This is a genomic window from Streptomyces lucensis JCM 4490, assembly GCF_014650035.1.
Taxonomy (GTDB): Bacteria; Actinomycetota; Actinomycetes; order Streptomycetales; family Streptomycetaceae; genus Streptomyces; species Streptomyces lucensis.
Genome location: NZ_BMUE01000014.1, coordinates 137,164 through 157,639 on the forward strand (window position 1 = coordinate 137,164; position 20,476 = coordinate 157,639).

The 20,476-nt window shown below is 74.2% G+C and carries 18 protein-coding genes; 10 read left to right on the forward strand and 8 right to left on the reverse strand.

Annotated elements, in window-relative coordinates:
- Positions 1 to 3 precede the first annotated feature (3 nt).
- The 7 genes from IE177_RS27310 (at position 4) to IE177_RS27340 (ending at position 5,823) form a co-directional block, all read left to right on the forward strand.
- Entirely contained in the window at positions 4 to 1,011 is a 1,008-nt protein-coding gene (locus IE177_RS27310) for a Ppx/GppA family phosphatase (protein ID WP_190018102.1), read from the forward strand.
- A gap of 123 nt (positions 1,012 to 1,134) precedes the next feature.
- Entirely contained in the window at positions 1,135 to 2,844 is a 1,710-nt protein-coding gene (locus IE177_RS27315) for a DUF885 domain-containing protein (protein ID WP_373305190.1), read from the forward strand.
- Between the two features lie 184 nt (positions 2,845 to 3,028).
- Positions 3,029 to 3,199, forward strand: a complete 171-nt coding sequence (locus IE177_RS27320) for a hypothetical protein (protein WP_190018104.1) — start codon at positions 3,029 to 3,031, stop codon at positions 3,197 to 3,199.
- Positions 3,192 to 3,443 (forward strand): hypothetical protein, encoded by a 252-nt coding sequence (locus IE177_RS27325; RefSeq protein ID WP_229816294.1) that lies wholly within the window; start codon positions 3,192 to 3,194, stop codon positions 3,441 to 3,443. The genes IE177_RS27320 and IE177_RS27325 overlap by 8 nt, the downstream gene beginning before the upstream one ends.
- 34 nt (positions 3,444 to 3,477) lie before the next feature.
- Positions 3,478 to 3,885 (forward strand): PaaI family thioesterase, encoded by a 408-nt coding sequence (locus IE177_RS27330; protein ID WP_190018105.1) that lies wholly within the window; start codon positions 3,478 to 3,480, stop codon positions 3,883 to 3,885.
- Between the two features lie 120 nt (positions 3,886 to 4,005).
- A complete protein-coding gene (locus tag IE177_RS27335; protein WP_190018106.1) occupies positions 4,006 to 5,220 on the forward strand; it encodes a chitinase in 1,215 nt (404 codons plus the stop codon).
- Between the two features lie 147 nt (positions 5,221 to 5,367).
- Positions 5,368 to 5,823 (forward strand): hypothetical protein, encoded by a 456-nt coding sequence (locus tag IE177_RS27340; RefSeq protein ID WP_190018107.1) that lies wholly within the window; start codon positions 5,368 to 5,370, stop codon positions 5,821 to 5,823.
- Positions 5,824 to 5,909: 86 nt separating this feature from the next.
- Here IE177_RS27340 and IE177_RS27345 read toward each other — a convergent pair whose 3' ends face one another.
- Together IE177_RS27345 and IE177_RS27350 are read right to left on the reverse strand one after the other, a co-directional pair.
- On the reverse strand, positions 5,910 to 9,284 hold the full coding sequence (locus IE177_RS27345) for a pyruvate carboxylase (RefSeq protein WP_190018108.1): 3,375 nt from the start codon (positions 9,282 to 9,284) through the stop codon (positions 5,910 to 5,912).
- A 190-nt stretch (positions 9,285 to 9,474) separates the two neighbouring features.
- Positions 9,475 to 10,377, reverse strand: a complete 903-nt coding sequence (locus tag IE177_RS27350) for a hypothetical protein (RefSeq protein WP_229816295.1) — start codon at positions 10,375 to 10,377, stop codon at positions 9,475 to 9,477.
- Positions 10,378 to 10,831: 454 nt separating this feature from the next.
- On the opposite strand from IE177_RS27350, the gene IE177_RS27355 reads away from it, so the two are divergent.
- Positions 10,832 to 11,821 carry an aldo/keto reductase gene (locus tag IE177_RS27355; protein ID WP_190018109.1) on the forward strand — a complete coding sequence of 330 codons (990 nt, stop codon included), beginning with the start codon at positions 10,832 to 10,834 and terminating at the stop codon, positions 11,819 to 11,821.
- Between the two features lie 364 nt (positions 11,822 to 12,185).
- Positions 12,186 to 13,433: an MFS transporter gene (locus IE177_RS27360; RefSeq protein ID WP_229816302.1), complete on the forward strand. Its 1,248-nt coding sequence runs from the start codon at positions 12,186 to 12,188 to the stop codon at positions 13,431 to 13,433.
- A gap of 175 nt (positions 13,434 to 13,608) precedes the next feature.
- Here the strand turns inward: IE177_RS27360 and IE177_RS27365 are convergent, their stop codons facing one another.
- From IE177_RS27365 to IE177_RS27375, 3 genes are read right to left on the reverse strand one after another with little or no spacing between them, the layout of a single operon-like run.
- Positions 13,609 to 14,352: a metallophosphoesterase family protein gene (locus tag IE177_RS27365; protein WP_190018111.1), complete on the reverse strand. Its 744-nt coding sequence runs from the start codon at positions 14,350 to 14,352 to the stop codon at positions 13,609 to 13,611.
- Positions 14,349 to 14,627, reverse strand: a complete 279-nt coding sequence (locus IE177_RS27370) for a BON domain-containing protein (protein WP_190018112.1) — start codon at positions 14,625 to 14,627, stop codon at positions 14,349 to 14,351. Before IE177_RS27370 ends, IE177_RS27365 begins: the two co-directional genes overlap by 4 nt.
- Positions 14,624 to 15,310: a nucleotidyltransferase family protein gene (locus IE177_RS27375; RefSeq protein WP_190018113.1), complete on the reverse strand. Its 687-nt coding sequence runs from the start codon at positions 15,308 to 15,310 to the stop codon at positions 14,624 to 14,626. Before IE177_RS27375 ends, IE177_RS27370 begins: the two co-directional genes overlap by 4 nt.
- 511 nt (positions 15,311 to 15,821) lie before the next feature.
- Here IE177_RS27375 and IE177_RS27380 point away from each other — a divergent pair.
- Positions 15,822 to 17,009, forward strand: coding sequence for a PP2C family protein-serine/threonine phosphatase (locus IE177_RS27380; protein WP_190018114.1), 1,188 nt, complete (start codon positions 15,822 to 15,824; stop codon positions 17,007 to 17,009).
- 278 nt (positions 17,010 to 17,287) lie between these two features.
- Here the strand turns inward: IE177_RS27380 and IE177_RS27385 are convergent, their stop codons facing one another.
- From IE177_RS27385 to IE177_RS35260, 3 genes are all read right to left on the reverse strand, one after another.
- The gene (locus IE177_RS27385; protein WP_190018115.1) at positions 17,288 to 17,551 is read right to left on the reverse strand and encodes a hypothetical protein; all 264 of its coding nucleotides are present in this window, start codon (positions 17,549 to 17,551) and stop codon (positions 17,288 to 17,290) included.
- 35 nt (positions 17,552 to 17,586) lie between these two features.
- Positions 17,587 to 19,761, reverse strand: a complete 2,175-nt coding sequence (locus IE177_RS27390) for a serine/threonine-protein kinase (protein ID WP_190018116.1) — start codon at positions 19,759 to 19,761, stop codon at positions 17,587 to 17,589.
- A 253-nt stretch (positions 19,762 to 20,014) separates the two neighbouring features.
- Positions 20,015 to 20,473, reverse strand: a complete 459-nt coding sequence (locus IE177_RS35260; RefSeq protein WP_229816296.1) for a flavodoxin family protein — start codon at positions 20,471 to 20,473, stop codon at positions 20,015 to 20,017.
- Positions 20,474 to 20,476 lie beyond the last annotated feature (3 nt).

Below are 20,476 nucleotides of genomic sequence, written 5' to 3' on the forward strand. Positions count from 1 at the left end.
GCCATGCGGGTGAGCGTGGTGGATGCGGGTTCGAACACGGTCCGGTTGGCGATCGCGGATGTGGAGGGCGGTGTTCCGCTGCCGGTGCACACCGTCAAGTGGAAGCTGCGCCTGTCCGAACACGTCGCCGCGGACGGCACCATCGCCGACGAGGCGGTGGAGCGGCTCGTCAAGGCGGTGGCCGCGGCGGGCGCCACCGCCCGGAGGTGGCACGCAGCCGGTCCGCTGGCGTTCGCCACCGCGGTGGTCCGCGGCGCGCCCAACCGGGAGGACGTCCTGCACCGGGTGGCGTCCGGGACCGGGATCCGCATGTGCACCCTGCCGGGTGAGACCGAGGCCGAGCTGACGTTCCTGGCCGCCCGCCGCTGGCTGGGCTGGAACGCGGGACCACTGGCGTTGCTCGACATCGGCGGCGGATCGCTGGAAGTGGCCTTCGGCAGGGGCCGGATGCCCGACTTCGCCGCCTCACTGCCGCTCGGCGCGCGCCGGCTGACCCAGGAGCACCTGGCGGTCCAGGACCCTCCCGGGCCGGGTGAGCTGAAGGAACTGCGCCGCCGGATCCGCCACGAACTGCGGGACGTCGCCTCGCGGATCCGCTGGGAGCGACCGCGCACCGCCGCCGTCAGTTCGCGTACGTTCCAGCAGCTCGCCCGGCTGTGCGGCGCCGCACCCGGCCGGCACGGCCCGTTCGTGGCGCGGGAGCTGGACTGCGAGGACCTGCGCGAGGCGACGCGCACCCTGGCCGCGCTGCCGGCCGCCGAGCGCGCCCAGCTGCCCGGGATCACTGCGCCCCGGGCCGCCCAGAGCCTGGCCGGCGCCGTCGTGGGGCACACCGCGCTCAAGCTCATGGGCCTGCGCCGGGCCGTGGTCTGCCCGTGGGCGATCCGCGAGGGCGTGCTGCTCCGCTACATCGAGGACGGCGCCGACTGGTGGACGGACGTCACCTCGGTCGGCGACCCCGCGACGCCGGTCCCCGCGACGCCCCTGCGCATCGCGAGTCCGACCGCGTAGCCGGCCGCGCCACGCGGAGTCAGCCGGCACCGCCACGCGGGACCGGCCGACCGGGCCGACCGACGTTTCCGAGGAGGCGGCGTGCCGTCGCGGGGGTGACGCGGCGGCCGCGTCCGTACCAGGATGGCCTCCATGTCCAACACCCTTGCGCCCGGGGGCGATCACCTGCCCCGCCAGGTCGCCGACGCCCATGTCGACGCCCTGGTCGACCTGGACCCGATCACCGGCACCTTCCTCGGTGTCGCCGAGAGTTCCGGCCGGCTCACCGACTTCTCACCGGCGGGCCAGGAAGCGATGGCCCAGCTCGCCCGCACGACCCTGCGACGGCTCACCGAGGCCGAGGCCAGGCCAGGCGGCGACAGCGTCGCCGAGCGGCGCTGCGCCCGGCTGCTGCGCGAGCGGCTGACCGCCGAAATCGCGGTGCACGAGGCGGGCGAGGGGCTGCGCAAGGTCAGCAACCTCAGCTCTCCCCTGCACCAGGTACGCGGTGTCTTCACGATCACGCCCGCCGACACCGACGACGACTGGGCGGCGATCGCCCGGCGGCTGCGGGCGGTGCCGGACTCACTGGCGGGCTACCGGGCCTCCCTGGACGCCGGCCGCGAGCGGAAGCTGCCCGCCGGCCCGCGCCAGGTCGCCACGGTGGTCGGCCAGTTGGACGAGTGGATCGGCGCCGGCACCGGCCGGGGCTGGTTCGCCGAGTTCACCGCCGCGGGACCGGAGCGGCTGCGCGGCGAACTCACCGCGGCCGCCGCGGTGGCCACCGGCGCCCTGGTGGAACTGCGCGACTGGCTCCGGGACGGCTACGCCCCGGCCGTCGAGGGCGCACCGGACATCGTGGGCCGGGACCGCTACGGCGCTCTCGCGCGTTACTACAACGGCACCGACCTCGACCTGGACGAGGCCTACGCCTACGGCTGGTCGGAGTTCCACCGGTTGCTGGCCGAGATGCGCACCGAGGCGGAGAAGGTCCTGCCGTCGGCGAGGACGCCGTGGGAGGCGCTGGCCTGGTGCGACAAACACGGCGAGGCCGTAGAGGGTGTCGAGGAGACCCGGCAGTGGCTGCAGTCGCTGATGGACGAGGCCATCGAGGCGCTGGACGGCACCCACTTCGAGCTCGCCGAGCGGGTGCGCCGGGTGGAGTCCCGGATCGCGCCGCCGGGCAGCGCCGCCGCCCCGTACTACACCGAGCCCTCGCTGGACTTCTCCCGGCCCGGCCGCACCTGGCTGCCGACCATGGGCGAAACCCGCTTCCCCGCGTACGACCTGGTCACCACCTGGTACCACGAGGGCGTGCCGGGCCATCACCTCCAGCTGGCGCAGTGGGCGCATGTCGCCGACACCCTCTCGCGCTACCAGACCACCGTGGGCACCGTCAGCGCCAACGCCGAGGGCTGGGCGCTGTACGCCGAGCGCCTCATGGACGAGTTGGGCTTCCTGACCACCGCCGAGCGCCGGCTGGGCTATCTGGACGCGCAGATGCACCGCGCCATCCGTGTCGTCGTCGACATCGGCATGCACCTGGAGCTGCGCATCCCCGGGGACTCCCCCTTCCGTCCGGGCGAGCGGTGGACGCCCGGACTGGCGCAGGAGTTCCTCGCCGCCCACAGCAGCCGCCCCGCCGACTACGTCGAGAGCGAGATCATCCGCTATCAGGGGATGGCGGGCCAGGCCATAGGCTACAAGCTCGGGGAGCGTGTCTGGCTCCAGGGGCGGGAGGCGGCCCGGGCCCGGCACGGCGCGGACTTCGACCTCAAGGCATGGCACATGGCGGCGCTTTCGCAGGGCTCACTGGGCCTGGACGACCTGCTGACCGAACTGTCGGCGCTGTGAGATCCACCGGGCCGGCCACCATGGTCCGGACCTCTGCCGCGTGGACTTGGCCGATGGCCGAAGGCTCGCCGAACTCGCCCTGGGTATGGTGTTGTTGACCCACGCGGAGCTGCTCCAGGCGCCCGGCGGCGGCGACCGCCGCCGGGCGCCTGCGAGGCCGCCGCCTCGGAGTGGAGGAACTGATGTGGGGCGTGGCCCGGTGCCGGCGCCGACGATGTCCGCCTGGCCGCCGGCGGGGCTGCCGGGCCTGCCGTGGCTCGCGCTCGGCGCGTGCCGCCGCGCGGCGGTCGTCGTGCTGCGGCGGCTGAACCGCGTGCCGCCCGCCCACGGGCTGCGGGAGACCGTCGATGGCTGAGCGGGCCGTTGAGGTTGGCCGCCCCGGGGAGTTCCGCGACGTCTACCACCGGGTCTACCGCGGGCACGGCCGCGCACTGCCGGACGCGCTGCTGGCCGGCCGCGACGAGCGGTTCGCCGTGCTCGCCGCGTCGACCAGGGCGCCCGCGCACGACATGTACCTGCGGTGGGGCTGGGCGAAGGCCGGTGAACTCGCCGGGCCACCGTACGGGGTGGCCCTCCTCGCCCTCCCCCTGACCACCTGAACCGGCACAGGCACCCAACGAAAGGCGGTACCCCATGACGTCCCCCTCCGCACCGGCCGAGCTGCTGGCCGCGATGCCGTTCGCGGCCGGCCTCGGCATCGAACTGCACGAGGCCACCGCCGAGCGGTGCGCCGGCAGCCTGGCCTGGTCCCCCGGGGCCTGCACGGTGGGCGGCGCCCTGCACGGCGGGGCGCTGATGGCGCTGGCCGACAGCGTCGGGGCCGTGTGCGCCTACCTCAACCTGCCCGAGGGCGCCACCGGTACCTCCACGGTGGAGTCGAAGACCAACTTCCTGCGGGCGGTCACCGCGGGCCGGGTCCACGCGACCGCCCGTCCGCTGCACATCGGCGGCACCCTCCTGGTCGTGCAGACGGACCTGCGGGACGACGCGGAACGGCTGGTCGGTCAGACCACGCAGACGCAGATCGCCCTCCGGAGGTAAAGAGATCGTCTGGTCTAGTCCAAGGACCAGGTTGGTCTAGTCCAATCTATTGACGTGACCGTGACACCTCCCGGAGGGTGGGGCTCCCCACCTCCCCACCCACCCCTCTGGAGGCACGCAGTGAGACGTCTTCGGGCATGTCTGGGCGCGGCGGCCGCCGTCACCCTCGCCGCCACGGGCACGACCGCGCTGGTCGCGGGCAGCGCCTCGGGCGCGGGCAACGCGCTCGACAACCGCTGGTACGCCGCCGCCCCCTACCTGATGCCGCTGGACAACGACCCGCCGGACCCGGCCGCCATCATGGACGCCACCGGCCTGAAGTCCTTCCAGCTGGCCTTCGTCCTCGCCCCGAACGGCGGCGGCTGCACGCCGACCTGGGGCGGCACGGCGCCCGTCTCCTCGGACACGGCCGTGAAGTCGGTGATCGACAGGATCCGCGCCAAGGGCGGTGACGTCTCGGTCTCCATCGGCGGCTACGGCGGCACCAAGCTCGGCCAGGCCTGCGCGGACCCCACCGCCACGGCCGCGGCCTACCAGCAGGTGATCACCAAGTACGGGCTGCGCGCCATCGACTTCGACCTGGAGGAGCCCGAGTACGAGAACAGCGCGGCCATCAGGAACGAGATCGGCGCCGCCAGGATCCTGCAGCAGAACAACCCGGGCCTGTACGTGTCGGTGACGACGGCCGGAACGGCGGACGGCACCGGCTGGTTCGGCAAGCAGATGCTGCTGGAGGCCAAGTCGCAGGGGTTCACGCCGAACAACTTCTCCATCATGCCGTTCGACGGCGGCTTCAACGGGGCGGCGAGCCAGACGAGCGCGCTGACGAAGTTCAACGAGGTCCTGCAGTCCACCTTCGGCTGGGACCAGGCGACCGCGTACGCCCACGAGGGCTTCTCCGGCATGAACGGCCGCAGCGACACGGGCGAGTACTTCTCCCAGGCCGACTTCCAGACCGTGCTCGACTACGCGACGAGCCACCACATGGACCGGTTCACCTTCTGGTCCCTGAACCGCGACCGGCAGTGCACGCCGGCCGACAACGGCGGCCGCACCTCGGGCACGTGCTCCAGCGTGGTCCAGAACTCCTGGGACTTCGCCAAGTACTCGGTGAAGTTCGCGGGCGCCACCCCGCCCAGCACGACCCCCACCCCGACCCCGACGCCGACCCCGCCGGGCGCCTCCTGCAAGGCCGCCTGGAGCTCGGCGGCGGTGTACACCAAGGACGACGAGGTCTCGTACGGCAAGCACAACTGGAAGGCCAAGTGGTGGACCCAGAACGAGGTGCCCGGCGCCTCGCAGTGGGGCCCCTGGCAGGACGAGGGCGCCTGCTGACCTACTTGACGTGTTCGGTTCAGATCGTGCGCGAGACGGCCGTCCGTACCACCCGCACCCGGCGCGACCTGCGCGATTGGTGCATCGGGGCGGACGGTCGTAGCGTCGAGTGCACACGGTCGACACGGAACGGCAGTGGGAGCGGCCATGCGCGGATCACTGGTGGGAACGGCAGTCACCCTAGCGGCGGGAGCCATGCTCACGGCGGCCATGACGACGGCCTCCGCCGGTCCGCCGGACACCTCGGCCGCGCAGGTCCGGTCCACGCAGCCGGTGCTGGTCGACTGCTCGTTCCAGCGCAACGTCCGCCCGGCCGACTTCATCCTGGCCTGCGGTGACGGCAACAGCCGCCTGCTGGGCCTGCACTGGACCGAGTGGAGCCCGCGGGGGGCGGTCGCCGAGGGCCTGAACGCGGTCAACGACTGCAAGCCGTACTGCGCGGCCGGCAAGTTCCACTCGTACCGGGTGACGGTGCGGCTGGACCGTCCGGCGCCGTGGAAGAAGGACCCGGGCGTCGACCGCTTCACCCGGATGCGCCTCACCTACGAGAACGCGCGGCCCGAGGGCTTCGACCAGGTCGTGACCTACCCGCTCTGGGGCTGACCGGCCCTCTCCTCCCGGCGTCCGCCCGGTTCCGCACACCCGCTCGCCGCGGCCGGTGGTCACCGGCCGCGGCGAGCGGTGCGCCGTCAGGCGATCTCCACCAGCAGATCGCCGCCCTCCACCTGCTGGATCCGGTTGATGGCCAGCCGGGACACCCGGCCCGCCTTCGGCGCGGTGATCGTCGCCTCCATCTTCATCGCCTCGATGGTGGCCACGGTGGCACCGGCCGCCACCTCGTCGCCCTCGGCCACCGCGAGCGTCACCACACCGGCGAACGGCGCCGCCACGTGTCCCGGGTCGGACCGGTCCGCCTTCTCCGTCACCGGGATGTCCGAGGCCGCCGCCCGGTCACGGACCTGGATGGGCCGCAGCTGGCCGTTGAGCGAGGACATCACGGTGCGCATACCGCGTTCGTCGGCCTCACCGACCGCCTGCAGCTCGATCAGCAGCCGCACACCGGGCTCCAGGTCGACGGCGTACTCCTTGCCCGGGCGCAGGCCGTAGAAGAACGCCTTGCTGTCCAGCACGCTGGTGTCGCCGAAGGACTGGCGGTGCGTCTCGAACTCGCGCGTCGGGGCCGGGAAAAGCAGCCGGTTTAGGGTCGCCCGGCGGTCCTTGGCGAGTCCGTCGCGGTCCTCGGCGGACAGCTCGGGCGCCGGCTTGGCCGCGGCCCGGCCCTGCAGCGCCTTGGTGCGGAACGGCTCCGGCCAGCCGCCGGGCGGGGTGCCCAGTTCCCCGCGCAGGAAGCCGATCACCGAGTCCGGGATGTCGAACCTGTCGGGGGTCGCCTCGAAGTGCTCGGGGGAGACGCCCGCGCCGACCAGGTGCAGGGCCAGGTCGCCGACCACCTTCGACGAGGGGGTGACCTTCACCAGACGGCCGAGGATGCGGTCGGCGGCCGCGTACATGGCCTCGATGTCCTCGAAGCGGTCGCCGAGGCCGAGGGCCACGGCCTGGGTGCGCAGGTTGGACAGCTGCCCGCCGGGGATCTCGTGGTGGTAGACGCGGCCGGTCGGGGAGGCGAGGCCCGCCTCGAACGGGGCGTAGATCCGGCGGACGCCCTCCCAGTACGGCTCCAGGTCGCCGACGGCCTGGAGGTCCAGTCCGGTGGGCCGCTCGGAGTGGTCGGTGGCGGCGACGAGCGCGGACAGCGACGGCTGCGAGGTCGTACCGGCCATGGAGGCAACCGCTCCGTCGACCGCGTCGGCGCCCGCCTGGATCGCGGCGAGGTAGGTGGCGAGCTGGCCGCCCGCGGTGTCGTGCGTGTGCAGGTGGACCGGCAGGTCGAACTCGCGGCGCAGAGCCGTGACGAGCTTGGCGGCGGCCGGGGCGCGCAGCAGTCCGGCCATGTCCTTGACCGCGAGGACGTGGGCGCCGGCCTCGACGATCTGCTCGGCCAGCCGCAGGTAGTAGTCGAGGGTGTAGAGCCGCTCGGCGGGGTCGTTGAGATCGGCGGTGTAGCAGAGGGCGACCTCGGCGATCGCCGTGCCCGTCTCCCGTACGGCCTCGATGGCGGGCCGCATCTGGCCGACGTCGTTGAGGGCGTCGAAGATGCGGAAGATGTCGATGCCGGTGGCGGCGGCCTCCTGCACGAAGGCGTCGGTCACCTCGGTCGGGTAGGGGGTGTAGCCGACGGTGTTGCGGCCGCGCAGCAGCATCTGCAGGCAGATGTTGGGCACGGCCTCGCGCAGGGCGGCCAGCCGCTCCCAGGGGTCCTCGGCGAGGAAGCGCAGGGCGACGTCGTAGGTGGCGCCGCCCCAGCACTCCAGGGAGAGCAGCTCGGGCAGGGTGCGCGCGACGACCGGGGCCACGGCGAGGAGGTCCTTGGTCCGCACCCGGGTGGCGAGCAGTGACTGGTGCGCGTCGCGGAAGGTGGTGTCGGTGACGCCGATGGTGGGCGACTCGCGCAGGTGGCGGGCGAATCCCTCGGGGCCCAGTTCCACCAGGCGCTGCCGTGATCCGGCGGGCGGCTCGCCCGCGGGTAGCGGCGGCAGCTTGGTCAGCGGGTCGAGCAGGCCGGGCCGCTCGCCGTGGGGCTTGTTCACCGTCACGTCGGCGAGGTAGGTCAGCAGCTTGGTGCCGCGGTCCGCGGAGGAGCGGGCGGTGAGCAGGTGGGGGCGCTGCTCGATGAAGGACGTGGTGACCCGCCCGGCCTGGAAGTCCGGGTCGTCCAGGACCGCCTGCAGGAAGGGGATGTTGGTGGCCACACCCCGGATGCGGAACTCGGCCACCGCCCGCCGGGCCCGGCCGACGGCCGCCTTGAAGTCGCGGCCCCGGCAGGTGAGCTTGACCAGCATCGAGTCGAAGTGGGCGCTGATCTCCGTGCCGGCGTGCGTGGTGCCGCCGTCGAGACGGATGCCGGAGCCGCCCGGCGAACGGTAGGCGCTGATCCGGCCGGTGTCCGGGCGGAAGCCGTTGGCGGGATCCTCGGTCGTGATGCGGCACTGGAGGGCGGCGCCGCGCAGGGTGATGGTGTCCTGGGAGAGGCCGAGGTCGGCGAGGGTCTGCCCGGAGGCGATCCGCAGCTGTGCCTGGACCAGGTCGACGTCGGTGACCTCCTCGGTCACGGTGTGCTCGACCTGGATGCGCGGGTTCATCTCGATGAAGACGTGGTTGCCCTCGCGGTCGAGCAGGAACTCCACGGTGCCCGCGTTGCGGTAGCCGATCTCGCGGGCGAAGCGCACGGCGTCGCCGCAGATGCGGTCGCGCAGCTCCGGGTCGAGGTTCGGGGCGGGGGCCAGCTCGATGACCTTCTGGTGGCGGCGCTGCAGCGAACAGTCCCGCTCGAAGAGGTGGATCACCTCGCCCTCGCCGTCGGCGAGGATCTGCACCTCGATGTGGCGGGGGTCGACGACAGCCTTCTCCAGGAACACGGTCGGGTCGCCGAACGCGGACGCGGCCTCGCGGGAGGCGGCCTCGATGGACTCGCGCAGCTGGGCCGGGTCCTCCACCCGGCGCATGCCGCGCCCGCCACCGCCCGCGACGGCCTTGACGAAGACGGGGAAGCCGATCTCCTCGGCGGCGCGCACCAGTTCGTCCACGTCGGTGGAGGGCTGCGACGAGCCGAGCACCGGCACGCCCGCCGCGCGGGCGGCGGCGACCGCACGGGCCTTGTTGCCGGTCAGCTCCAGTGTGGCGGCGCTCGGACCGACGAAGGTGATGCCCGCCTCCTCGCAGGCGCGGGCCAGTTCGGGGTTCTCGGAGAGGAAGCCGTAGCCCGGGTAGACCGCGTCGGCGCCGGCCCGGCGGGCGGCGGCCACGATCTCCTCGACGGAGAGGTAGGCCCGCACCGGATGCCCCGGTTCCCCGATCTCGTACGCCTCGTCGGCCTTCAGCCGGTGCAGCGAGTTGCGGTCCTCGTGCGGGAACACGGCGACGGTGCGCGCGCCGAGTTCGTAGCCCGCCCGGAACGCGCGGATCGCGATCTCTCCACGGTTGGCGACCAGCACCTTGCGGAACATCCTGGATTCCCTTCAGCTGCCTGCCGGCGACGAACACCCTGGTGTAAGCCACGCCCTGCCGTACTCGCGGCCACCTTAGGGGGTGGCCGTACGGGTCGACGTGCGAAAACCATCACACCGACGGGGTGGGCCGCGCCACACGGGCGCGCAGTGCGGCGGTGACCCGCCGGGCGCCGGTTCCCCGTGGCGCCTACGGCATTACCCGTGGGCACGAACGTTCGAGGGCAGGCTCCGGGACCTCGGCCAGGGTCTTCCCGGCGTGATCGGGGGGTGCCGGGGCCGGCACGGTGTGCGGGGTCGGCACGGTGTGCGGGGTCGGCGGGGGATGCGGGGACGGCTGGGGCGCGCGTTCGGTGCCCCGAGCAGTCAGCAGGGACCGTGCGACGGCGCGCCACCGCTGCCCGCGGCCATGCAGGAGTCCGAGGACGATCGCCGCGCCCACCGCGACCAGGTGCTCACGGCCGGCCAGATTGGGGACGGCGACGGACTCCCACACCATCGAACCGGCGGTCAGTGCGAACACCACGGGCGCGCGTCTGACGACCGCCAGATAGGTGAACAGGCCCACCACGGCCGCGGAGGGGCCGGTGTCGAGCACCCGCGCGCATCCCGGCGGCAGTCCGAACCCCCACCAGCCGGGTCCGGCGGCGATCATCAGCCGGGCGGTGAGGGTGCCGGCCAGGGTGGTGGTGTAGGCGACGACCAGGGTGCGGGCGCGGCCCAGGGTCAGTTCCGCGAGCGCGAAGGCGAGGAAGAGCTGGGTGATGCCGGCCCAGACCGGCAGGTCGAGCGCCGGTACGTAGAGCGACACGGGGGTACGCAGCAGCGACAGCCACACCGGCAGCCCGGCCTCGACACCGCCGAGCCGTCGTACCCACACCGCGCCGAGGGGGTGCTGGGCGACGTCGTGGAAGAAGATCACGCCCGCCGCGGCGACGAACGCCAGCAGCAGTCCCGCCGGTCCGCGCCGGACGAGCAGCCGCACCGGATCGACGACGACGGCGTGCCACTCGGCCCGCAGCGTGCGTCCGGTGAACCGGGCAGGGCGTGCGAGCAGCGAGCACGGACGCGCCCCGCGGCCCCCGCCGGTCATAAGCCACGGCAGCCCGTCGCCCCCGGCTCCCCCGTCTCGTGCACCGCCCGCTTCACCGCCCTCCCGGCCCATATGTCCTTTTGACGTCATCGTATAGAGGCGCCGGCACACTTCCGCACCGGCTCTCCGGCGCGGACGGCGCGGGCAGCGCGACGCCCGCCTCCAGCCTTCCCACGCCTGGACCTCGCGGTGCCGGTGGCCGAGCTGCGCGACAAGCCGGTGGTGACGCGGAACGACCTGTTCGAGCTGCCCGTGCGGCTGAATCCGTAGCCCCGCCCGCGGCACGCCTTGACTTGGAGAGCGCTCCAACTCGTAGCGTCGAAGACACCCGGAGCGCCGTCCCCGCACCCGGTCTCCCTCACGGGATGCCGGGTGCCGGGATCCGTCGCCGGACGGAGGCAGACCCGCGCCCGGGAGACGAACGGCACGCGTGCACGAAAGGCTGGGACACCACATGCACAAGCGCAGTCTGGGAGACCTCCAGGTATCGGCCATCGGCCTCGGATGCATGGGGATGTCCGCCTTCTACGGCTCCGCCGACCAGGAGGAGGGCATCGCGACCATCCGGCGCGCCCTGGAACTCGGCATCGACTTCCTCGACACGGCGCAGCTCTACGGCCCGCTGACCAACGAGTCGCTGGTCGGGGAGGCGATCCGGGGGCATCGCGACGAGTACGTGATCGCGACGAAGTTCAACTACCGGATGGACGACGCCGTACCCGGTGACATGAGCTCGATCGGCCGGCAGGACGGCTCGGCCGAGCACGTGCGCAGCTCCGTCCACGGCTCCCTGGAGCGTCTGGGCACCGACCACATCGACCTGTACTACCAGCACCGGGTCGACCCGGACGTGCCGATCGAGGAGACGGCCGGCGCGCTGGGCGAGCTGGTCGCCGAGGGCAAGGTGCGGTACATCGGGCTGAGCGAGGCGAGCGCGGAGACCATCCGGCGCGCCCACGCCGTGCACCCGGTCACCGCCGTGCAGAGCGAGTACTCGCTGTGGTCGCGGGACGTGGAGGCGGAGGTGCTGCCCGCCTGCCGGGAGCTCGGCATCGGCTTCGTGCCGTACTCGCCGCTCGGCCGCGGCTTCCTCGCGGGGCGCTTCAGCTCCCCCGACGAGCTGGACGAGAACGACTTCCGCCGCAACAACCCCCGCTTCACCGACACCAACCTGGACGCGAACCTGCGGCTGGCGGAGAAGGTCAAGGAGATCGCCGCCGAGAAGGACGTGACCCCGGCCCAGCTGGCGATCGCCTGGGTGCTGGCCCAGGGCGAGCACCTGGTGCCGATCCCGGGCACCAAGCGCCGCACCTACCTGGAGCAGAACGCCGGCGCGACCGGCATCGAGCTGACCGGGGAGGACCTGGCCCGGATCAACGCCGAGCTGCCCGAGGCGGCGGGCGAGCGGTACGACGAGGCGGGGATGCGGGCGGTCAACCGCTGACGGCGCGGGTGCGGGGATTCCCGGGCGGGCCCCGCACCCCGTCGGCGAATCCGGCGTACGGGGCCTGTGAGGAACCCCACGCACGGGGACAAGTGCCGTCTGCACACCGGAACTTGTGGTTCGTACTGCCCTGCGGGCGAGCTCGGTGGCGACGACTCGCCCGTCCCGTCTGCCAGCATGGTCGGCGCCCTGACCAGGCGCCCTGGCCGTGCAGCGCAGCCGGCCCGACGGGGTCCGCCGGTCCTTCTTCCCACCGACTGGTTGCCGAGACCCCGCCGTGCCCTGTGCCCCCGTCCCTCCCCCGTCCCCGGACCGCGCCCGCGCCGCCTCGCGCTCGCCCTGGCGGTCCCTGCGCCACCGCGGCATGCGCTGGTGGTCGGCCGCGAACTTCGTCTCCAACGCCGGCACCTGGATGCAGCTCACTGTGCAGAACCTGCTCGTGCTGCACATCACGGGCTCGGCGGCGGCCACCGGCCTGTCGATGTCCGTACAGGCGGCGCCCGCGCTGTTCGTCAGCCTGCTGGGCGGCGCGGCCGTGGACCGCTGGCCCCGGAAACTGACGGTGGCCGTCAGCCAGGCCCTGCTCGGCGCGGTCGCCTTCACCACGGCGCTGCTCGTCGCGCTGGACCGGATCGACGTGACGTCGCTGCTGGTGCTGGCCGCCGTGACCGGCGTCATCGCCACCGTGGACGGGCCGGCGTGCGCGCTGCTCGGCAACGATCTCGTCCCCGTGGAGGACGTGCCGTCCGCGATCGGCGTCGGCGCGCTCGTGCACAGCGCGGGCCGGCTGGCCGGTACCGCCCTCGCCGGTGTGACCGTCGGCTTCCTCGGCACCTCGGCGGCGTACGCCGCCAACGGGCTGTCGTTCCTCTTCGTCGCGTCGGTCGTGCCGTTCCTGCGGCCCGCTCCCGGTGCCGTCAAGGAACCGGCGACCGGGGTGCGGGCCGTCCCGGCCCGCGCGGAGATGACCGTGCGGGAGGGACTGGTCTACTTCGCGCGCCGCCCCCGCCTGGTCGCGCTGGCGGGCATCACCGGGCTCAGTTCCGTCTTCGGCCGCAACTACGGCCTCACGCTCGCCGTCCTCGTCACGGGCCCGCTCGCGGGCGGCGCCGGCGCGTTCGGCACCGTCTCCACGGTCCTGGCCGTCGGCGGCATCGTCGGCGCCGTCCTCGGCGCCCGGCTGCGCAGGCCGTCCGTACGGACCGTGGGCCTGCTCGCGGCCGCGGGTGCGCTGCTCCAGGCGGTCGCGGGGCTGTCGCCGTCGCTGGCGGTCCTGCTGGTGCTGGTGCTGCCGATGGCCGTGGTGGAGTCGGTGTCCGACACCGCCGGCACGGCCGTGCTGCAGACCGATCCGCCCGCGCACCTGCGGGGCCGGGTGCTCGGGGTGTGGAGCAGCGTCGGCACGGTCTGGAGCCTCGGCGGGCCGCCCCTGCTGGGCCTGCTCATGGAGTGGGCGGGGGCCCGCGGCGCCCTGGTCGGCGGCGGTCTGCTCATCGCGGGGTCGGTGGGCGCGGGCCTGCTGGTACGCCGCCGCGGCGTCCCGGTGGCGGTGACGGTGACCGCGAAGGACGGCGACGTGACCGGCCGGGAGGCCCTGGGCACGGCCGCCTGAACCGGCGCCGTCGGTCACGACGGCGCCGGCCTGGGCACCGAGGCACCGAGCAGCTCGCCTTCGGCGTCCTGGTCTCCCCCGCGCCACCCGTGCGGGTGTCGTTCCCGGCCACGCAGGGCCTCTGCTGAGCGTCCTCGCCGTAGGCGGCCTCCGGTTCGCGGCCGCTGTGCTCTCCTCAGCCCGTCGGCCGCTGGTCCCGGCCGGGCAGGTGGTACACGTGGAAGGCCTGTCCGATCACCGGCTGGGCGACGTTGCGGACGCGGACACCGCCGCTGGTCATGCCGTGCTCGGTGCCCGCGTGGGCGTGGCCGTGCACGGCGAGGTCGGCGCCGCCGGTGTCGATGGCCTCCGCGAGCAGATAGCTGCCGAGGAACGGGTAGATCTCCGGCGGCTCCCCGGCCAGCGTGTCCGGCACGGGCGAGAAGTGGGTCAGGGCGATCCGCACGTCGCAGTTCCAGTCGCCCAGGTCCCGCAGCGCGCCGTGCAGGCCGTCGGCGCACCGCCGGGAGTAGCGGACGAACTCCTTCATGAGCGGTTCGCCGAACTCCCCCGCGCAACGGCCGACGAAGCCGCCGCCGAACCCCTTCGTCCCGGCCACCCCGATCCGTGCCCCGTCGGCGGTGACGACGGCGGCCTGGCCCTCCAGGACGTGCGCGCCGGCGTCCCGGAGGATCGCGGTGACCTCCTCGGGCCGTTCGTCGTGGTGGTCGTGGTTGCCCAGGACGGCCACGACCGGCACCCCGATGTCCTTGATCTCGCGGGCGACGACCGCGGCCTCCTCCGGTGTGCCGTGCCGGGTGAGGTCGCCGGCGAGCAGCAGCACGTCGGCGCACTCGGGCAGGGTCTCGAACGAGGGGCGCAGCGTGCCCTGGTTCTCGGGAGCCATGTGGATGTCCCCGACGGCCGCGACGCGGATCATGTGAGGTCCTCCCCGTGATCGGGCGAGGAGGTCCCGGCGACGAGGATGTCGCAGTGCACCGGATGCCCCGCCAGTTCCTCGCGTGCCATGTGCACGATCTCGTCCCGGCACTGGGTGGACGGCACGGTGCCGGTCAGCAGGACGGCGTCGCCGCGCAGTTCCAGCCGTACCCCGAGCTCCCCGAGCGGTCCGGCGGCGAGGTGGTCGGCTAGGTGGGCGACGCGGTAGTCCAGGTTCGCCGCCCCCGGCGGGGGTGGCGCGCTTGCGTCGGTCATGGCTGCCTCTCCTGGGGGGCGATCACGTTCAGGCGTTCGAGGAGGAAGAGGAAGGCGGCCGGCATGGGCTGGTCGCCGCAGGTGACCCGCACCTCGTCCCAGTCGACCTTCTCCCGCACGGCTCGGGCCACCGGCAGAACCGATCCGAAGTCGCAGTAGTGCTCCGAGAAGGCGCTGATCAGGCTGCGGATCAGGTCGGTCGGGGACAGGACGGGCATGAGCACCGAGTCGACGGGCAGGACATGGGCCCGGTCGAGCATGTCCTTCGCCACGGGCTGGTGTGCGAGGGCGAAGATGATGTCGACGTTCTGCCCGTGGCAGGTGGTCTTCAGCAGCCAGTCCTCGGGCGGGGTGCGTACGGCGAGGCCGGCCTCCCGCAGGGTGGCGGCCACCGCCTCGGCGTCGTCGGGCAGGACGCAGAAGTCGGCGTCGTGCTGGAGGTAGCGGCTGCCGCCGTGGGCGTAGACGGCCACGCTCCCGGCGAGGGCGAAGGGATGGCCCGCGCGCTTGAGGAGGGCGCCGATCCGTTTGGCGGCCTCCAGGATCGCCTGGCTGCGGTCGTGCGGCAGGTCCGGCGTCCGGGGCTCGGGAGGGTCCTGCTGCTTCTGCGCGTCCGCCGCGAGGCGGAGTCCGGTGACCTCCGGTCGCCCGGCGGGCGCGGTGTCCTCCCCGTTGTGCGTCATGTCCTCTCCATTCACGGCACCCTGCACCCTGTCCCCCGGGCGGCCGGCCGGCCCCGGGGGAGATACGGGTACCCGGCGCACCCGTGCCGACACGGCTCACGCGCCGACGGTGCCGGTGGCGGCCCTCCCCCGGGCGTCACGCGGCGACGGCGTGGGCCCGTGGCAGCCGGCCGGCCCGGGACCGGCGGAGTCACCCTGGCGGGCGGCCACCGGGGTGGCTTCGCGCGCCCCCCGGGGGCCGGACCGGGCCGCACGGTAGGCCGGGCCCCGTGGTGAGGGGTACGGACGCTTGGCGTGCCCCTCGCCGGGCGGCGGCCGCGGACCACCTCCGGTACGGCCCGACCGGCTCCGCCGACCGCGGCTCGACCGGTTCCGCCGAACGGTCCGCCAACCGGTCCGCCGACCGGTTGGACCGGTTCTCCCACGGGCCGGCGGACAGGCCGGGACGCGGCCCGGGCCGGCGGCGCCCGGCGAGTGGCCGCGCGGCCGCCCCGGGAGCAGGCTGGTAGGCATGAGTCCCCGGCCCCGGGTCGCGGGCGAGCGGCGGCCGTGGCTGTCGACGCACGCGCTGCTGCTGCTGCCGATCACACTCATCGTGGTGATCACGGTGGTGGACACCCAGGCACCCACCAGCGTCCACCTCGGGCCGGCCCTGGTGATCGCCCCCGCGCTCACGCCCTCCTTCGCCGGGCCCCGGACCACGGCGGCCGTCGGAGCGCTGGCGGTCGGCGCCCAGATCCTGATCGCCCACACCCACGGCGGGCTCGGCACCACCAACCACATCGTGCAGATCATCACCCTGGCGGTGCTCTCGGCGCTCCTGGTGCTCTACAGCGCCCTGCGCGAGCGCCGGCAGGCCCAGCTGGCCCAGGTCCGGACGGTCGCGGAGGCCGCGCAGCACGTGCTGATGTGGCCGCTGCCCGAGCACATCGGCCCGCTGCGGATCGCCTCGCTGTACCTGGCCGCCGAGGACGAGGCGCAGATCGGCGGTGACCTGTACGCGGCGACCCGGGGCGGCGACGCGGTGCGCGTCCTGATCGGCGACGTCCGCGGCAAGGGCCTGTCCGCCATCGGTGAGGCCGCCCTGCTGCTGAGCGCCTTCCGGGAGAGCGCGCACCGGCGCATCCCGCTGGCCGAGCTGGCCGGCAGCCTGGACCAGAGCGTCAGCCGTTACGCGGCGGACCTGGAACCGGCGGAGGAGGCGGGTGAGCGGTTCGCCACCGCCCTGCTGGTGGAGATCCCCGACCACGGCCAGGTCACCCGGATGACCAGCTGCGGTCATCCGCCGCCCCTGCTGCTGAGCCCCGGCCATGTGGTCACGGTTCCGACCCTGCATCCGTCACCGCCGCTCGGCGTGCACGCGGGCACCGAGCACACCCTGGACGTGTTCTCCTTCGAACCGGGCGACACGCTGCTGCTCTACACGGACGGTGTCGTGGAGGCCCGTGACGCCGGCGGCCGGTTCTATCCGCTCGCCGAGCGGGTCGCGCGCTGGACCGAGGACAGTCCCGAGGCGCTGATACACCACCTGCGGCGCGACCTGCTCGGCCATGTCGGCGGCCGGCTGGGCGACGACGCCGCGCTCATCGCCCTGCACCGCACGCCCGTGGACCGGCACCGCCACCACGGACGCGTGGCCACGGCCGACGCCTTCCGGCACGGCCCCGCCCCGGGTTCGCGCCGGCAGACCGGACCCTGACGAGTGCCGCTCTCCGGGGCACCGCACCCTCAGGAGGGCACCGCCTGCCGCACGGCGGCATGAGCCCCGCCCCGAGTGGGGCGGGGCGGGACCGCACGCCCCGGCTTACGGGTCAAGGACCGGCTCGGACATGTGTCTCGTTCCCCCGGTTTCCTCGCGGCGGCCGGAGCGAACCGGCCGTCGACGGACCGTAAGACCGCTTCCGCCGCGCCCGGGTTCCGCTGCTTTCGGCCGTCTTCGCCGGCCGGAACACGCCACTGCCGCGCGAGGGCCAGGGCTCAGGCGCCGGCTCGCGTGGGCGGCGACAACGCCTCGGCCGCGGCGCGCAGTTGCCGCGCCGCCGTGGTGCAGGCGGCGGCCTGCCGTGCCAGGGCGGGGCCGCTCCACCGCGGTGCCGCCGGGCAGGCGGTGAGCATGGCCGCCGTGCCGAGCAGCCGGCGGGCACAGTCGTCCATCAGGTCGGCGTCCGCCCGCAAGGTGTCGGCGTGCGCGGGAGGTTCCCCGGCCGCGCACACGGCCGCTCGGGGGATCTCGGTCACCATGGCGGCTCCCATCCGGCTGGAGTCGTGGGGTCGGGTCAGCGCGGCAGGACCGCGCCCGCGCCGCGGCGGGCCATGAACCGGGGGCAGTTCAGGACGAACAGGGGCCGGGCGGTGTCGATGCCGAGCCGGCGCAACTGCCCGGCGAAGGGCTCCGCCGCCGCCGTCTCCAGCCGCAGCCGCAGCCCGGCGCCGCTGTGCAGCCGCCGTCTGCCGTGGGTCCTGACCAGCGTGCGCACGGTGTTCTCACCGCGGCGCCCGTAGAGGATCCAGTCGGCCTCGGGGCAGCGGACGCCCGGTCCGAGGCGGCCCTCGACGGTGAGCCCGAGGTCCGGGGAGCGGACGCCGATCTCCCGGCCCATCAGGTCGGCGTCGGCCGTCATCCGCATCGCGGGCCGGCCCCAGATCTCCTTAGCGACCGCCCGGGCCTCCTCGCCGGTGACGGCGGCGGAGACGACGAACCGGCCGGTGCGGCGCAGGTCGGCGCGGCGCAGCAGGTCGGTGACGGCGTCGTACCGGCGCGGTCGCCACAGGTCGTCCACCAGCACGGACAGGGCGATCTCGGTGTGGGGGCCGATGGTGGTGCAGCGGTGCTCGTACAGCGACAGCACCGCGAGCGCCCGCCGGCCCAGCCGGCCGGGTGCCGGCCAGGTGGCGGCGGGCAGCAGGCTCCCGGCCGCGCCGGCGTCGACGGGAAAGCACAGGTGGGCGGCCGAGGAGTCGTAGTAGCGCACCGGCACGTCGACCGGGCCGGCGGTCGTGGGCAGGGAGGCGGTGGGCACGGTGAGGAAGGGGTGGCCCTCGGGCGGATTGGCGCGGTCCTTGAGCCGGTAGGCCTGGGTGCGCACGATCGGGCCCCGGTAGGAGGTGAGCGCCTCGTCGACGTCCTCGCGGGCCTCGGGGACGACCGTGCGCAGGTGCTCGATGTACTCGTGGAGCATGTGGCACCGCGGGAACTCGTGGGCGGGTCCGGTGTAGTCGACCTCGTACCAGTTGGGGTGCGGGCCGAAGGCGGAGCCCGCGCCGAGGCCGTCGCGGACGGAGAGGACGTCGTGCCGGTTGGTGATGCCGGCGACCCAGGTGCGCGGGTCGGCGGGCTTCCTGCCGGCGACCGGGGAGCCGACGGCGACGACGTGCGTGACCCTGAAGGTGCGGCAGAACTCCTCGTCCTGGGCGAGGTTCATCACCGCGACGCCACCCTCGCCGTGCCCGATCAGCGCGAGGTCGGCGCCCCGTGGGATGCCGTGGTCGCGCAGGGCCAGCAGGACCGAGCGGGTGTGGGGCGAGTCGGTCGTGAACAGGTTGCGCCAGACGGCGGCGAAGTCCTGCGGGCAGTCGTCGCGGGGGCGGCCGGGTGCCGTGCCGGGTGCCTGGACGACGTAGCGGACGACGCCGTCGGGGCCGCGCACGTTCTGGACGAGGACGCGCCCGCCGGCGGACAGCGCCTCGATGTTGCGCAGGAACCCGAGGACGGAGCCCTCGGTGGCGATGACCTGCTTCTCCTGGTCGGTGAGGTCGACGGCCTCGGCGGAGCCCTCGCCCCGGTCCGGGCCCGCCGGGCCCGGGGCGCTCGTGGCGCGCGGGCCGGCGGGCAGTTCCGGGCCCGCCGCGAGTGCCCGGGCGGTCCCGCTCTCGGCGGGGTCCTGGTGCAGCAGCGCGCGGACGGCGAAGAGTTCGGCCATCACCGGCGCGAGCCCGGACAGCGCCCGCTGGGCTCCCCGGTCGCGGAACAGTGCGCGCAGGGCCCGTGCGGCCTCCGGGTCGTCGTCGGTGGTGACGGCCTCCATCAGCCGGCGCATGCCCGGATCGCGGACGAATTCGGGGTGGTCCACGAGCACCGCGGCGATCCTCAGCCGCAGGGAGGTGACGGCCACCAGCGCGGCCAGACCCTCCCGGCCCAGCGCGCCGAGGACCTGGCCCATGCCTTTGGGGGCGACGATCGCCGGGCCGCCCAGGCCCTGCTTGCCGGTCAGGGCCCGCAGCAGCGCCCACCGGGCCGCGAGGGCGCTCCGGGGACGTCGGCGCGGCCCGGTGGCGACCGGGGGCGGTGCGAACAGCGCGGCACCGGTGCGCTCGGCGACCGCGCGGATGTCCTCGGCGACGTCCACCACGTCCCGGGCGCAGCGGCGCAGCAGGTCCCGGGTGTCCTGGTCGTCCCGGGTGTCCTGGCCGTCCCGCGCGGGCCGTCCGGGCGCATGGCCGTCCGCTCGCATCCGACGCTCCCTCGGCTCGACGTCTCATGACGGGGCGGGCCGGGTCGGTGGGCGCGGCCTCGGTCCCATCGTCGGGCAGGGCGGGCGGGCTCGCACCTCCATCCGTCCGGGCAGCGGATGCCCGCGGGTCGCGCACCGCCCGCCGGGCCCGGGCGACGCGGGCGTCCGGCTGCGGTGCGAGCACCGCGCCTGGCACGCCCCCCGTCCGGCGGCCCGGGGCACCGTGCGGGCCGCGCACCGCGGGGCCCGGCCGTCAGGCGCCGGCCGTCAGTCCCGCCGCGACGGTGGCGCCGAGTTCCCAGCACGCCTCGGTGTCGTCCTTGCCGGGCTCGCCGGTGACGGTCACCGGCTCGGCCGCGCGGCGCCAGCCGAGGCCGGTGGTGACGGCCTCGACGGCGCGGACGGCCCCGGTGACGTCGTTGCCGCCGTGGACGTAGTAGCCGAAGGGGCGGCCCCGGGTCCCGTCCAGGCAGGGGTAGTAGATCTGGTCGAAGAAGTGCTTGAGGGCACCGGACATGTAGCCGAGGTTGGCGGGGGTGCCGAGCAGGTAGCCGTCGGCTTCGAGGACGTCGGAGGCGGTGGCGGACAGGGCCGCCTTACGGACGACGCGGACACCCTCGATCTCCGGTGTCGTGGCGCCGGAGACGACGGCCTCGAACAGGGCCTGGCAGTTGGGCGACGGGGTGTGGTGGACGATCAGCAAGGTAGGCACGCC

Excerpts from the sequence above, each read along its gene's own strand:
- IE177_RS27360 (WP_229816302.1), top strand. The coding sequence starts at position 12,186 with ATGCGCTGGTGGTCGGCCGCGAACTTCGTCTCCAACGCCGGCACCTGG.
- IE177_RS27330 (WP_190018105.1), top strand. The coding sequence starts at position 3,478 with ATGACGTCCCCCTCCGCACCGGCCGAGCTGCTGGCCGCGATGCCGTTC.
- IE177_RS27310 (WP_190018102.1), top strand. The coding sequence starts at position 4 with ATGCGGGTGAGCGTGGTGGATGCGGGTTCGAACACGGTCCGGTTGGCG.
- IE177_RS27370 (WP_190018112.1), bottom strand. The coding sequence starts at position 14,627 with ATGACCGACGCAAGCGCGCCACCCCCGCCGGGGGCGGCGAACCTGGAC.
- IE177_RS27355 (WP_190018109.1), top strand. The coding sequence starts at position 10,832 with ATGCACAAGCGCAGTCTGGGAGACCTCCAGGTATCGGCCATCGGCCTC.
- IE177_RS27340 (WP_190018107.1), top strand. The coding sequence starts at position 5,368 with ATGCGCGGATCACTGGTGGGAACGGCAGTCACCCTAGCGGCGGGAGCC.
- IE177_RS27390 (WP_190018116.1), bottom strand. The coding sequence starts at position 19,761 with ATGCGAGCGGACGGCCATGCGCCCGGACGGCCCGCGCGGGACGGCCAG.
- IE177_RS27325 (WP_229816294.1), top strand. The coding sequence starts at position 3,192 with ATGGCTGAGCGGGCCGTTGAGGTTGGCCGCCCCGGGGAGTTCCGCGAC.
- IE177_RS27345 (WP_190018108.1), bottom strand. The coding sequence starts at position 9,284 with ATGTTCCGCAAGGTGCTGGTCGCCAACCGTGGAGAGATCGCGATCCGC.
- IE177_RS27350 (WP_229816295.1), bottom strand. The coding sequence starts at position 10,377 with ATGACCGGCGGGGGCCGCGGGGCGCGTCCGTGCTCGCTGCTCGCACGC.
- IE177_RS27375 (WP_190018113.1), bottom strand. The coding sequence starts at position 15,310 with ATGACGCACAACGGGGAGGACACCGCGCCCGCCGGGCGACCGGAGGTC.
- IE177_RS27380 (WP_190018114.1), top strand. The coding sequence starts at position 15,822 with ATGAGTCCCCGGCCCCGGGTCGCGGGCGAGCGGCGGCCGTGGCTGTCG.
- IE177_RS27385 (WP_190018115.1), bottom strand. The coding sequence starts at position 17,551 with ATGGTGACCGAGATCCCCCGAGCGGCCGTGTGCGCGGCCGGGGAACCT.
- IE177_RS27315 (WP_373305190.1), top strand. The coding sequence starts at position 1,135 with ATGGCCTCCATGTCCAACACCCTTGCGCCCGGGGGCGATCACCTGCCC.
- IE177_RS27365 (WP_190018111.1), bottom strand. The coding sequence starts at position 14,352 with ATGATCCGCGTCGCGGCCGTCGGGGACATCCACATGGCTCCCGAGAAC.